This window comes from Mesorhizobium sp. M0244, from assembly GCF_040321795.1.
In the GTDB taxonomy this organism is placed as follows: Bacteria; Pseudomonadota; Alphaproteobacteria; order Rhizobiales; family Rhizobiaceae; genus Mesorhizobium.
In genome coordinates this window covers 80,243-92,821 of sequence record NZ_JAMYSE010000005.1, presented here as the reverse complement: position 1 = coordinate 92,821, position 12,579 = coordinate 80,243, and the positions used below count along the sequence as shown (strand labels likewise).

Annotated in this window: 12 protein-coding genes; 7 read left to right on the top strand and 5 right to left on the bottom strand. The window is 62.9% G+C overall.

Going from position 1 to position 12,579, the window contains the following annotated elements; all coding sequences use genetic code 11:
• Window positions 1–48: 48 nt before the first annotated feature.
• Window positions 49–1,083 carry an aldo/keto reductase gene (locus NKJ08_RS06350; protein ID WP_352522961.1) on the top strand — a complete coding sequence of 345 codons (1,035 nt, stop codon included), beginning with the start codon at window positions 49–51 and terminating at the stop codon, window positions 1,081–1,083.
• A gap of 47 nt (window positions 1,084–1,130) precedes the next feature.
• On the opposite strand, the gene NKJ08_RS06345 is transcribed toward NKJ08_RS06350, so the two are convergent.
• Window positions 1,131–1,403 (bottom strand): usg protein, encoded by a 273-nt coding sequence (locus NKJ08_RS06345; RefSeq protein WP_352522962.1) that lies wholly within the window; start codon window positions 1,401–1,403, stop codon window positions 1,131–1,133.
• A 304-nt stretch (window positions 1,404–1,707) separates the two neighbouring features.
• Here NKJ08_RS06345 and acs point away from each other — a divergent pair, with 304 nt between their 5' ends.
• Together acs and NKJ08_RS06335 are read left to right on the top strand one after the other, a co-directional pair.
• Entirely contained in the window at window positions 1,708–3,663 is a 1,956-nt protein-coding gene (gene acs, locus NKJ08_RS06340; RefSeq protein ID WP_352781540.1) for an acetate--CoA ligase, read from the top strand.
• Window positions 3,663–4,406 carry an MOSC domain-containing protein gene (locus NKJ08_RS06335; protein ID WP_352522964.1) on the top strand — a complete coding sequence of 248 codons (744 nt, stop codon included), beginning with the start codon at window positions 3,663–3,665 and terminating at the stop codon, window positions 4,404–4,406. Before acs ends, NKJ08_RS06335 begins: the two co-directional genes overlap by 1 nt.
• Before the next feature lies 1 nt (window position 4,407).
• On the opposite strand, the gene NKJ08_RS06330 is transcribed toward NKJ08_RS06335, so the two are convergent.
• The 3 genes from NKJ08_RS06330 to NKJ08_RS06320 all read right to left on the bottom strand — a co-directional run bounded on the left by NKJ08_RS06330 (window position 4,408) and on the right by NKJ08_RS06320 (window position 8,614).
• On the bottom strand, window positions 4,408–5,676 hold the full coding sequence (locus NKJ08_RS06330) for a class I SAM-dependent methyltransferase (RefSeq protein ID WP_352775183.1): 1,269 nt from the start codon (window positions 5,674–5,676) through the stop codon (window positions 4,408–4,410).
• A 387-nt stretch (window positions 5,677–6,063) separates the two neighbouring features.
• Window positions 6,064–7,425 carry a pilus assembly protein TadG-related protein gene (locus NKJ08_RS06325; RefSeq protein ID WP_352522966.1) on the bottom strand — a complete coding sequence of 454 codons (1,362 nt, stop codon included), beginning with the start codon at window positions 7,423–7,425 and terminating at the stop codon, window positions 6,064–6,066.
• Between the two features lie 319 nt (window positions 7,426–7,744).
• Complete coding sequence (locus tag NKJ08_RS06320) at window positions 7,745–8,614, bottom strand: transglutaminase-like domain-containing protein (protein WP_352522967.1); 870 nt, start codon at window positions 8,612–8,614, stop codon at window positions 7,745–7,747.
• Window positions 8,615–8,793: 179 nt separating this feature from the next.
• Here NKJ08_RS06320 and NKJ08_RS06315 point away from each other — a divergent pair, with 179 nt between their 5' ends.
• Complete coding sequence (locus NKJ08_RS06315; protein ID WP_352781539.1) at window positions 8,794–9,465, top strand: HAD-IA family hydrolase; 672 nt, start codon at window positions 8,794–8,796, stop codon at window positions 9,463–9,465.
• A gap of 17 nt (window positions 9,466–9,482) precedes the next feature.
• Here the strand turns inward: NKJ08_RS06315 and NKJ08_RS06310 are convergent, their stop codons facing one another.
• Window positions 9,483–9,695: a DUF1674 domain-containing protein gene (locus tag NKJ08_RS06310; protein ID WP_352522969.1), complete on the bottom strand. Its 213-nt coding sequence runs from the start codon at window positions 9,693–9,695 to the stop codon at window positions 9,483–9,485.
• Between the two features lie 117 nt (window positions 9,696–9,812).
• Here NKJ08_RS06310 and htpX point away from each other — a divergent pair, with 117 nt between their 5' ends.
• The 3 genes from htpX to NKJ08_RS06295 are packed head-to-tail and all read left to right on the top strand — an operon-like array spanning window position 9,813 to window position 12,495.
• Window positions 9,813–10,829, top strand: a complete 1,017-nt coding sequence (htpX, locus tag NKJ08_RS06305) for a zinc metalloprotease HtpX (protein WP_352522970.1) — start codon at window positions 9,813–9,815, stop codon at window positions 10,827–10,829.
• A 26-nt stretch (window positions 10,830–10,855) separates the two neighbouring features.
• The gene (locus tag NKJ08_RS06300) at window positions 10,856–11,152 is read left to right on the top strand and encodes a hypothetical protein (protein WP_352455023.1); all 297 of its coding nucleotides are present in this window, start codon (window positions 10,856–10,858) and stop codon (window positions 11,150–11,152) included.
• The gene (locus NKJ08_RS06295) at window positions 11,149–12,495 is read left to right on the top strand and encodes an RsmB/NOP family class I SAM-dependent RNA methyltransferase (RefSeq protein WP_352522972.1); all 1,347 of its coding nucleotides are present in this window, start codon (window positions 11,149–11,151) and stop codon (window positions 12,493–12,495) included. Before NKJ08_RS06300 ends, NKJ08_RS06295 begins: the two co-directional genes overlap by 4 nt.
• The last annotated feature ends 84 nt before the right edge of the window (window positions 12,496–12,579 follow it).

The following is a 12,579-nucleotide window of genomic DNA, read 5'->3' as shown; positions in this document are numbered from 1 at the left end:
TGCCGGGCAAACCCAGATCGTTTTTCGAAAACAACAAGGAGCAAAACCATGGATTATCGACGTCTTGGCGCCTCGGGCCTGAAGGTTCCCGCGCTTTCGTTCGGCGCCGGAACCTTCGGCGGCTCGGGACCGCTATTCGGCGCCTGGGGCAACAGCGATGCGACGGAAGCGCGACGGCTGGTCGACATCTGCCTTGAGGCTGGCGTCAACCTCTTCGACACCGCCGACGTCTATTCGAACGGCGCCTCCGAACAGGTGCTCGGCCAAGCGATCAAGGGCCGCCGCGACGCCGTGCTGATCTCGACCAAGACATCGCTGCCGATGGGCGACGGGCCGAACGACGCCGGCTCGTCGCGTTCGCGCCTGATCAGGGCAGTAGACGATGCGCTCAGCCGGCTCGGCACCGATTACATCGACCTTTTGCAACTGCACGCCTTCGACGCCGCAACACCGATCGAGGAGGTGCTGTCGACGCTGGACAGCCTCGTGCGCGCCGGCAAGCTGCGCTATATCGGCGTTTCCAACTTTTCCGGCTGGCAAGTGATGAAGTCGCTCGGCCTGGCGGATAGATACGGCTATCCCCGATACGTCGCCCATCAGGTCTATTACTCGCTGGTCGGGCGCGACTATGAATGGGAGTTGATGCCGCTCGGCCTCGACCAGGGCCTCAGTGCGCTGGTGTGGAGCCCGCTCGGCTGGGGCCGCCTGACCGGCAAGATCCGCCGCGGCGAGAAGCTGCCGGAAAAAAGCCGGTTGCACGATACGGCAAGCTTCGGACCGCCAGTCGAGAACGAGCATCTCTATCGGGTGGTCGAGGCGCTTGACATCGTGGCCAAGGAAACCGGCAAGACCGTGCCGCAGATCGCCATCAATTGGCTGCTGCAACGGCCAACCGTCGCCTCCGTTATCATCGGTGCGCGCAACGAGGAACAACTACGCCAGAATCTTGGCGCCGTCGGCTGGTCATTGACGGCCGACCAGATGAAGAAGCTCGACGCGGCAAGCGAAGTCACCGCACCCTACCCGTATTTTCCCTATCGCCGCCAGGAGGGTTTTGCTCGGCTGAGCCCGCCCGCGGTCTGACGCTCCAGGGCTGACGGCGGCTCCCAGACTGCCGCCCGCGCGGCGCTCTAATGCAGCAAGAACTCGCCATCGACCTTGCGCCACTCATTCGGCGCGATCAGCTTTTGGTGCGTGTAGCTCACCGAATGCAGCGGGCCTTCGAGCTTGGCCTTCCAGAACTCGATGAAGCGGATCAGCACCGGAAATTTCGGGGCGATGTCGTAGTCCTGCCAGATGAAGCTCTGCAGCAGATGCGGATGATCGGGAAAGTGATAAAGAATCTTGGCCGTGGTCAAGCCATAGCCCTTGAGCATCAGGTCCATTTCGGAATGGTCGCGCATTGCGGTCCCCTGGTTGATTCTCCTTCCTCCCAATTTGAAATTGTGCGCGCTATTTGCTTAAGCGTCTATTGATCTTTTGTGGTGTAGACCGGGTTTACTACGCAAAAACATGTAGTTAGCAGCGATCCCGCCGAGTGCTGACAGCAGTGACCAAAGCGCCTGCGGCATCCCGCCGCGCAAATCCAACGTCTAATGTTGCCGTCACCGCCGAACTGTTAATAATGCGCGCGAATTCGCGGCCGCATCGCCGCGATGCCGCTGGCAGTCAACCCGGCGGGTTGGGTTTCGGGAGGAAAGCTAAGAAATGTCCGATGTTCATGTCCACCGCGTCCAGCCGGCGTGGAAGAAGAACGCGCTGATCGACAACGACACCTATTTGAAATGGTACGCCGACAGCGTCAAGAACCCGGACAAGTTCTGGGGCAAGCACGGCAAGCGCATCGACTGGTTCAAGCCTTTCAGCAAGGTCAAGAACACCTCCTTCGACGGCAAGGTCTCGATCAAATGGTTCGAGGACGGCCAGACCAATGTTTCCTGGAACTGTATCGACCGGCATCTGAAAAAGCGCGGCGACCAGACCGCCATCATCTGGGAAGGCGACAATCCCTACGACGACAGGAAGATCACCTATAACGAGCTTTATGCGCACGTCTGCCGGCTCGCCAATGTGATGAAGAAGCACGGCGTCAAGAAGGGCGACCGCGTCACCATCTACATGCCGATGATCCCGGAAGCCGCCTATGCGATGCTTGCCTGCACGCGGATCGGCGCCATCCATTCGGTCGTCTTCGGCGGCTTTTCGCCGGACGCGCTGGCCGGCCGCATCGACGACTGCAAGTCGACTTTTGTCATCACCGCCGACGAAGGCCTGCGCGGCGGCAAGCCGATCCCGCTGAAGGAGAACACCGACAAGGCAATCGAGATCGCCGCAAAGGCCGGAACCCAGGTCGAAAAGGTCGTCGTCGTGCGCCGCACCGGCGGCAAGACCGGCTGGATCGCCGGGCGCGACGTCTGGTACCATGACGAGGTCGCGACGGTTAAGGCCGAATGCAAGCCGGAGAAGATGAAGGCCGAGGACCCGCTGTTCATCCTCTATACGTCGGGCTCGACCGGCAAGCCGAAAGGTGTGCTGCACACCACCGCCGGTTATCTCGTCTACGTCTCGATGACCCACCAATATGTCTTCGACTATCATGACGGCGACATCTACTGGTGCACCGCCGATGTCGGCTGGGTCACCGGCCACAGCTATATTCTCTACGGGCCGCTCGCCAACGGCGCCACCACGCTGATGTTCGAAGGCGTGCCGAATTACCCGTCGCAATCGCGCTTCTGGGACGTCATCGACAAGCACAAGGTCAACATCTTCTACACCGCCCCGACGGCGCTGCGCGCGCTGATGGGTGCCGGCGATGCGCACGTCACCAAAACGTCGCGCAACTCGCTGCGTGTGCTGGGCTCGGTCGGCGAGCCGATCAATCCCGAAGCCTGGGAGTGGTATTTCAACGTCGTCGGCAACGGCAAGGTGCCGATCGTCGACACATGGTGGCAGACCGAGACCGGTGGCATCCTGATAACGCCGCTGCCCGGCGCCACCGACCTCAAGGCGGGTTCGGCAACGCGGCCGTTCTTCGGCGTCAAGCCGCAGCTGGTCGACGGTGACGGCAGGGTGCTGGAAAGTGAAGCCAGCGGCAATCTTTGCATCGCCGATTCGTGGCCCGGGCAGATGCGCACCGTCTATGGCGATCACGAGCGCTTCGTGCAGACCTATTTCTCGACCTACAAGGGCAAGTACTTCACCGGCGATGGCTGCCGCCGCGATGCTGACGGTTACTACTGGATCACCGGCCGCGTCGACGACGTCATCAACGTCTCCGGCCATCGCATGGGCACCGCCGAGGTCGAATCGGCGCTGGTCTCACACGAGAAAGTCTCCGAAGCCGCGGTGGTCGGCTATCCCCATGACATCAAGGGCCAGGGCATCTACTGCTACGTCACCCTGATGGCCGGCGAGAAGCCGAGCGAGGAGCTCCGCAATGAACTCGTCGCCCATGTCCGCAAGGAGATCGGCGCCATTGCCTCGCCCGACAAGATCCAGTTCGCGCCGGGCCTGCCGAAGACGCGCTCCGGCAAGATCATGCGGCGCATCCTGCGCAAGATCGCGGAGGACGATTTTGCTGCGCTTGGCGACACCTCGACGCTGGCCGATCCAGCAGTCGTCGACGACCTGATCGCCAATCGGCAAAACAAGAAGAGCTGATGCAAGCCTCGTTGGGTGCTGTCACCGAGCTTTGGCGCTACCCCGCGAGCTCGCTCGCCGGCGAGCGCCAAGAGGTGATCTCGGTCGGTTGGCACACCGTTGAAGGCGACCGCCTGTTCGGTCTCGTCGATGCTTCGAACAACGAAATTGCACGGCCCGATCGCGAAGCGAAATGGCACAAGGTGCCGCGCATCCGTACCCGGCTGTCGCCGGCCGGCGGACTGGAGATCGCCGTCCCCGACGGCGACTGGCTGGCCGCACCCGGCGCTGACAGCGACCGCGCCGTTTCCGCCTATCTCGGCTTTGCGGCTTCTATCCGGCCGTTTCGCCGGGAGAATGCCGCGCCGGATTACGCCGGTCCCCTGCTGGCGGAGCGCTACGTCAAGGCCCCCATTCATCTGCTGACCACCGCTTCGCTGGCGCGTTTGAAGGCGCTGCATCCGGAAGGCGTCGCCGACCCGCGCCGCTTCCGGCCCAACATCGTCGTCGACATGCCTGAGGTCGAGGGGTCGTTTCCCGAGACGGAATGGATCGGGCGCAAGCTGGCGATCGGCGACCTGCTCCTGACCGTCTCCGAGCCGTGCCGCCGATGCGGCTTCACCATCATTGCCCAGGACGGCTTCGACCACGATCCGGCAATCCTGCGCAGCCTGGTCCGCCACAACGCCCACAATCTCGGCGTCTACTGCACGGTCGACCGGCCCGGCCGGATCGAGATCGGCGCGACGATGCGCTTCCTGTAGGCTATCGATACAAATCCGCACGCGTCGGCGGCAGGCCGCTGGGGCCGCGCGCCCGCCTGGTGGCGACGGTCTGGAAAATCTGCGCCGAGGCGCGTTCGAAGGTGATCGAGCAGCCGGTGAGATAAAGCAGCCAGAGCCGCGCCTTGGCTTCGCCGACTTCGGCGATCGCCTCGTCGAAGCGTGCATGGAGACGTTCGGCCCATAGCCTGCAGGTGCGCGCATAATGCTCGCGCAAGTTTTCGACATCATAGACGAGCAAGCCATGCGCCTCGAGATTGCCGAGCGTCATGCCGATCGTGTCGAGTTCGCCGCCCGGGAAGATGTATTTGATCAACGCCTTGAATTCCGGCCCCTTGCGCAGCGTCTTCTTCAGGCTGCCCTTGTCGCGCCGGGTGATGGCATGGTGCAGATAGATGCCGCCGGGTTTGAGCAGGCGATGGATCGTCGAGAAATAGGCCGCATGGTTGGCAAGCCCCAGATGCTCGAACATGCCGATCGACGAGATCTTGTCGAAGGAGCCGGAGAGCTCGCCATAGGATTTTATCTCGATGGTGATGCGGTCCTCCAGCCCTTCGGCACGGATGCGTTCGCGGGCGAGTTCGGTCTGTGCCTCCGACAACGAAACGCCGTGGCCGACGACGCCATAGTTCTTCACCGCGTGAATGAGCATCGCTCCCCAGCCGCAGCCGATGTCGAGCAGTTTTTCGCCGGGCTTCAGCCGAAGCTTGCGGCAGATATGGTCGAGCTTGTCTTTCTGCGCCTGGTCGATATCGTTGGCGAAATCCTTGAAGTAGCCGCAGCTATAGACCATCCGCTCGTCGAGGAAGAGCCGATAGAAGGCGTTGGAAATATCGTAATGGTGCTGGATCGCCTCCTTGCTCGAACCGCTGACGAAAGGATTGCGGCCGGAAAGGTCGGTGCGCGTCGTCATCTGTTTTCGCGAAAGCAGCACGGCCGGCAGGTCGCGCAGGATCGCCAGCTTCGGCAATGACTTGAGCTTCGTCCGGAGTTTGCCTTGCGTGGGCAAGGCGTAGAAATCGAACAGCGATCCGTCTTCGACGTCGACTGCCTTGGAAATCCACATCTCGATCAGCGTCGAGAAGGAGGGGCGGCGTACGATCTGCCAGACGATGTCCTGGTCGTTAATGGTGAGCACCGGGCCGGCAGCCGGGCCGATCCGCTCGCCCGTCCACAACCTCACCGCAAAGCCCGGCTTCAGCGTTTCGATAACCGTTCGAACGATCCGGGCTGCCCTATCGGCTGGATCCATCCCCGTCCTCCCTTACCCGGAACAATAGTGGCCCGGAACAATAGCAGCGCGATCTTGCCTGCCCGATCGGCCGGCCGCAAGCCGCCTGGGTGCGCAAGCACGCTTGTTCAGGATTTTCGGGTGCCGCGCCTTGCCATTTGCCGGGTGACACCCCATCATGAGGGAGTGTTCAACAAATCGAAAGGAGGTGATCCGATGTCGAGTGATTTCGTTTTCCAGAACGTGGCCTCAGCGGATTGCACTTTCGGGAAGCAGTCTTCCCGTTAAGGCGCGAGATGCGCGGCTGGCGACCAACCGTCGCCGCCCGGAGCCGCGCCATGGACGGAAACACGGAAGGCCGCCGGCTTCGCGAGAAGCGGCGGCCTTTTCTTTTTGGGCTGTTGTCCCCTATTTGGTTACGCTCAACATCTCGACGTTGCGCGCTATATCCTGGAAAGCCTGGTTGAGTTCGGTTCCATTGGCCGCTTGGTAGAAGTGCTTGATCTTGGCGGTGTCCGGGCTCGCGCAATCCTGGAGCGTCGCCTTGGCATTCGTTTCGTTTAGGTCAAACCCAATAGTGAAGATCTCGATGCCCTTGTCGCGCATGGCAGCGCAAAGTTTCTTGGCCGCCGTGCGGGTCGGCTCCTTGCCGGCGTCATTGTAGACGTCGCCGACGGTGCTCGCATCGAAGTAGGATAGGTTGAACTCGCCGTCGGTCATTAGGATCGCGATTTTGGCGACCTTTTTTGGATCCATCTTGGCCGGCCGTTGCGAAGTCCTCATTATGCTCCCCCAGTTTTCCGACAGCATGTACCAGGTCCACTGCACGCCGATATGGCCGGCGGTGCCGCCGGAGGCGACGAAATTCTTGATGACCGTCTTGAGCGCCGTCGCATCCGCCGTCAGCGGCATCAGCGTGGCGGCCGGGCAGGCGGCGGTGCCGGTTTGCCAAGCGAAGGACGACAGCAGGTAGTCGCGGTTGACCATGCTGGCGTCAGGGCCTGCGTCCGAATATTGATAGGTCCCCTTGCGTTCGGTGGCGCAATTGTCCGGACGGATGAAGCCCGTGACATACTGCACGGCGTCATTGGCCGGCGCCTGTTTGCGTTGGCTGGCGGTGGTTTCCACATAGACGCTGCTGGAGGCAAGCGTACCGGCATTCACCGAATTGGCGTAAGGCACGATGGCAACCCGCACTCGCGGCTTGGAGGGGTCCTGGCCGCCCAGGAAACTGTCGACCGCATTCGCCGCAGCCGCCCGCAGATCGATGATTTTCTGGCCGGCCATCGACCCGGTCACGTCGAGCATCATCGCGACTTCGATCTCCTTGTCCGAATAGAGCGCCGTCGTCGATGCTGGAACGCGCTGCATGCCACCCGTGCTGAAAAACGGGAAATAGTAGCTGACGTTGACATGGACGTCCGCCTGGACGGTCTTGGCGGTCCTGTCGATCGCCAGATTGTCGAGAACGATCTCGTTGTCCTGCAGGATACCCGCCGTGCTGTTGGCATCGAGAAAGGCCTGCACCGATTTGTTCGCGTCGGCCTCGCTGATGACGCCGGTCGTCAGGTCGCGGGCCGTCGAGGTGACCGCCGCATCGACCACGCCCTGCAGGCTCGATTTCACATTATAGAGTTGGGAGACGTTGATGGCAAAGCCAACGCTCAGCGCCAGCATTGAACCGATTACGCCAAACAGCACCGCGAAATTTCCGCTGCGATCCGCGGCAAAGCCGCCGATCGTCTGAACAAGACCCCCGAAACGCCGCATCCTTCCGCCTCCATTCGCTACAGCCTGTAGCTGTCCGAAGGCGCATTGCAGGATTCCGGCCGGATCGCTCCGCCAGGCGGGCGAAAGCGAGCAGCTCCCCATCAGACCATTGTTTCCAAACGGTTTCGAGCCGCAATACAGTAAACAACCGGTAAATGAATGCACACCGGCGCGACTTTGTTCACGAAGCGCTTACCACGATCCGGCTTACAATTCGGGACGGCCGGACCGCGTCCCGATCCGGCACAGCCGAGATGTATCGAACCGGATCAGCGGTGGCGGGAGATGGAAATATCGACGATGAATGTGTCCGACACGACTAGGCCAGCATCCGTGCGCTGACCGTCCTGTCGACGCCGCGATAGGGCGGCTTGAACAGATTGCCTTCCTGCTCGTAGGTCCAGACCTTGAACAGGCTGAGCCGGTGCGGGCCGAAACTGTGCAGCAGCGGCACGTCGGTGGCGTCGCGGCCGCGCGCAATGACGACGCGGCCGATTCTCCGCAAATTGTGGCGGGGATCGAAGATGTACCACTTGCCGTCGAGGAACACTTCCATCCAGGCCGAGAAGTCCATCGGCGCCGGATCGGCGGGCACGCCGATGTCGCCGAGATAGCCGTTCACGTAGCGGGCCGGGATGTTCATGCAGCGGCAGAGCGTGATTGCCAGATGGGCAAAGTCGCGGCAGACGCCGACGCGTTCCTCATGCGCCTGCGCCGCCGTGCGGGTCGAGCGCGCATAGCCGTAGCCGAAGGAAAGGCGGTTGTGGACATAGTCGACGATCGCCTGCACCCGCGCCCAGCCCGGCGGAAGCTGGCCGAAGAGTTGCCAGGCCAGATCGCTGAGATGATCGGTCTCGCAGTAGCGGCTGCCGAGCAGATAGCCGAGCACCTCATCCGGCAATTCCTCGACCGGGACTTGCCTGGCCAGCGTGTTGACCTCGTCCGTCTCGCCACTGTCTTCGACCACCGCATCGTAGAGGATGCGAAAATTTCCGGCCGGCGCCGTGAAGCGGCGGCAGCTATTGCCGAAGACATCGTGGTAGACCCTGGTCGGCACGGACGGCGACGTCAGCACGCGCGTCTGCCGCTTGATGTTGGCCTGACGATCCTTGTGGATATCGAGCAACGAAACGACCGGCGTGGCTGCAACGCATTCAATGGCAATTTCATAGCCGAGCCGAATCAGCATCGTCCTCCCCCATCGATCGTCGTGAAAGATAGCTCCGATCAACGCGGGGACATGCGCAGCGGTTCCGTGGAGAGGCCGAAAACGACGCCGCGCGGCTTCCCATACGGACGCGGCAACGTTACGGTCGATCGACATGCTTCCTTCGAAATAATCCCTCCAAAATGACTCCGGAAAAACCGATGTTTGCAGGCAGAAAATTTGCGGCCTTCCTGTTCGATATGGATGGCACGATTCTCAATTCGATTGCCGCGGCGGAAAGGGTCTGGGCAGCTTGGGCGCATCGGCAAGGTCTTGACGTCGCCGCATTCCTGCCGACCATCCACGGCGTTCGGGCGATCGAGACCATCGGCCGGCTGGCACTTCCGGGCATCGACCCTGCCCGCGAAGCCGATGCGCTTTTGCAGGCCGAGGCGGCCGATGTCGAGGGCAGTCGCCCGATTGCCGGCGCTGCGGCGTTCCTGGCGTCGCTGCCGCCCGCGAGCTGGGCGATCGCCACCTCAGCGCCCCGCGAACTTGCCTTGCTGCGCCTGCAGGCCGCCGGCATTCCGGCTCCCGCCGTAATCGTTGCCGCAGAGGACGTGTCCCGCGGCAAGCCGGCGCCCGACTGCTTCCGGCTGGCGGCCGAACGGCTCGGCGTCGATGTGCGCGACTGCCTCGTCTTCGAGGACGCACCCGCCGGCATAGCGGCAGCCGAGGCCGCGGGCGCCGCGGTCGTGGTGATCAGCGCCACGCACCGGCATCCGTTGGAGACGCCGCATGCCGCCGTCGCCGGCTATGACGCGATCGGCATTGCCGTCGATGCCAGCGGCTGGATCACCATCGAAGCGGAGCGGGCCTCGCAGCCTGCTTAGCTAGCACCCTGTTTGGGCTAAAAGTCGCTGGTCAGGCCCTTGACCTCCCAGTCGCCGTAGCGGCCGGGCTCCTTGCCGCCGCGCCCGCCGATCTCCCTCGGCAGTGTGGCTTCCTTCGCGCGATATTTCTCCCGCCGCGCCTCGGCCTCCGCCAAGGCGCGCCGGGCTGCCGGCGCCAGCGGCTTTTGCGGCTCGCCGTTAGCACGCGTTTTGCTGGTTTTGTCGATCATGCGATCTTCCGGTAGATTGAAACAGGCCCCCGATTGAAACGGGAACCGCTGTTTCCCATCATATAGCGATGGGTCCACAAGGATCGACCCCTTTGTTGGGCCAGAACGGAGCAGACGATGAACACCCTTCGCACCGCCATGCTTTTGGCCGCAATGACGGCCCTGTTCATGGGCGTCGGCTATCTCATCGGCGGATCCGGCGGCATGATGATCGCCTTGCTGATCGCCGCCGGCACCAATCTGTTCAGCTATTGGAACGCCGACAAGATGGTGCTGTCGATGCACCGCGCCGTCGAGGTCGACGAAAGCAACGCGCCTGAATATTACGCCATCGTGCAGGGTCTCGCCCAGCGTGCCGGCCTGCCGATGCCGAGAACCTATCTCATCGACAATCCGCAGCCCAATGCCTTCGCCACCGGCCGCAATCCGCAAAATGCCGCTGTCGCCGCCAGCACCGGCCTGCTGCAGCAACTGTCACATGAAGAAGTCGCGGCGGTGATGGCGCACGAGCTTGCCCATGTGCAGCATCGCGACACGCTGACCATGACAATTGTCGCCACCCTTGCCGGCGCAATCTCGATGCTCGGCAATTTCGCCTTCTTCTTCGGCGGCAACCGCGACAACAACAATCCCTTCGGCATCGTCGGCGTGCTGGTGGCGATGATCGTGGCGCCCCTGGCCGCCATGATCGTGCAGATGGCGGTGAGCCGCACCCGCGAATACGAGGCCGACCGGCGCGGTGCCGAAATCTGTGGACACCCGCTGTGGCTCGCCTCGGCACTTGACAAGATCGCGCGTGGCGCCGAACGCATCCGCAACCCGGATGCCGAGCGCAGTCCGGCAACCGCCCATCTCTTCATCATCAATCCCCTTTCCGGCGAGCGCATGGACAGTTTGTTTTCCACTCACCCGAGCACAGAAAACCGCATCGCCGCATTGCAGAGGATGGCAAGCGAGATGGCCGGCGCACCCGAAGCGGCCGCGACGCCAAGGCCGACGCCGGAAGAGACCGGGCAGCAGCCGTCGGGTCCGTGGGACAGGGCCGCGCGGCCCGAGAGGCCGGCTGAGCCGGCCAGGCCGAAACCCAATCCCTGGGGACGCAATCCAACCGGGCCCAAAGGTCCGTGGTCGTGAGCGCAGCCGCGGGCGGGAAGGGGCCTATGCAACTTGAGGAGATGCGTATCCTGTGCGCTAAGCACTGGAACCCGATTGGAATACCTATGGAGAGTACAGCGACATCCAGAGAACCTGGATTCCGTCCGCTTCCTGCAGATGAGTATGACAACTATCTGCTGCAGATTATGCGTCTCGTGGTCGACGGCGCAGATCCCAGGCAAATCTCCGACTATCTCGGCAAGGTGGAGAATGAATACCTGGGGCTGTCTTCCCCCGCGGGTAGCAAAGATGATTTTCTCAACGCCGTCTTCGCATTAGCCAAGCGATCACCCGCACGATGACGCCGCTTCCAAGACAACCTTCGGAAGCGCCCGGCCTCGCCGCGCGAAAGGCAGCCGCCCGCCTGCTTGCCGCCGTCATCGATGCGAGAACGCCGCTCGACGGGCTGACCGACCATGAGAACGGCCATCCGCAATACAAGGCGCTCGACCTGCGCGACCGTGCCCTGGTGCGCGCCATTCTGGTCACCGCCCTGCGCTACCGCATGACCATATCGAGCCTGCTGGCCCGCCGCCTGGAAAAGCCGCTGCCGCCCAACGCCACAGCACTTTCGCACATCTTGCATGTGGCGGCGGCGCAGATCCTGTTCCTCGACATTCCCGACAGCGCCGCCGTCGACCTCGCCGTGACCCACGCCAAATCCGATCCGCGCACCACGCGCTTTTCCGGCCTCGTCAATGGCGTGCTTCGCACCCTGGCGCGGGCCAAGCAGGACGAGCTGGCGGCGGCACTTGCCGCCACCGACGAGGCGCCGAGATGGTTTTCCGACCGCTTGAAAACTGTCTACGGACCCGACAAGGCCAGGCAGATTCTGCTCGCCCATCGCCATGAAGCGCCGGTCGATTTCTCGGTCAAGTCGGATCCGGCGCTGTGGGCAGAACGGCTCGGCGGCTTCGTCTTGCCGACCGGCACGGTGCGGGTCGAAAAGCTCAGCGCTTCCGTCACCGAACTGCCCGGCTTTGGGGAAGGCGCCTGGTGGGTTCAGGATGCTGCGGCCAGCCTGCCGGCTCGATTGTTCGGCGACGTCAAGGGGCTTCACATCGCTGACCTCTGTGCCGCCCCCGGCGGCAAGACCGCCCAGCTGATCCTTGCCGGCGCCCGCGTCACCGCGCTCGACATGTCCCGAAACCGGTTGGCGCGGCTGGCGCAGAACCTCGAAAGGCTAGGCCTTTCGGCAGAGATCGTGCAAGCCGATCTGCTCAAATACGAGCCGAAGGACCTCTTCGACGCCGTCCTCCTCGACGCACCTTGCTCTTCGACCGGCACGGTGCGGCGGCACCCCGACGTGCCCTGGACGAAGACGGCGGCCGACGTCGAAAAACTGGCCGACCTGCAGCGGAAGCTGCTCGCCCGCGCCGTCACCCTGGTCGAACCTGGCGGACGCATCGTCTTTTCCAACTGTTCGCTCGATCCGCTCGAAGGCGAAGAGCTCTATCGCAACTTTCTCGCCGGCAATGCGGAAATCGTCGACGACCCGCTTCGGCTGCGTGAGATCGCCGGCATCGACCCGTTCCTGACGCCGCAAGGCACGTTGCGCACCACGCCTGCCGATCTGGAGCTAGGTTCGCCGGCCCGTTCCGGGCTGGACGGCTTCTTCGCCGCCCGCATGCGCAGAGTCGGCTAAGGGGTAGATCTCGAAGCGCAGTCCGACCTTTTTGGGGCGAGGAGGCACGGAAAACAGGCTGAACGGCCACGCTGTCGCGGAATT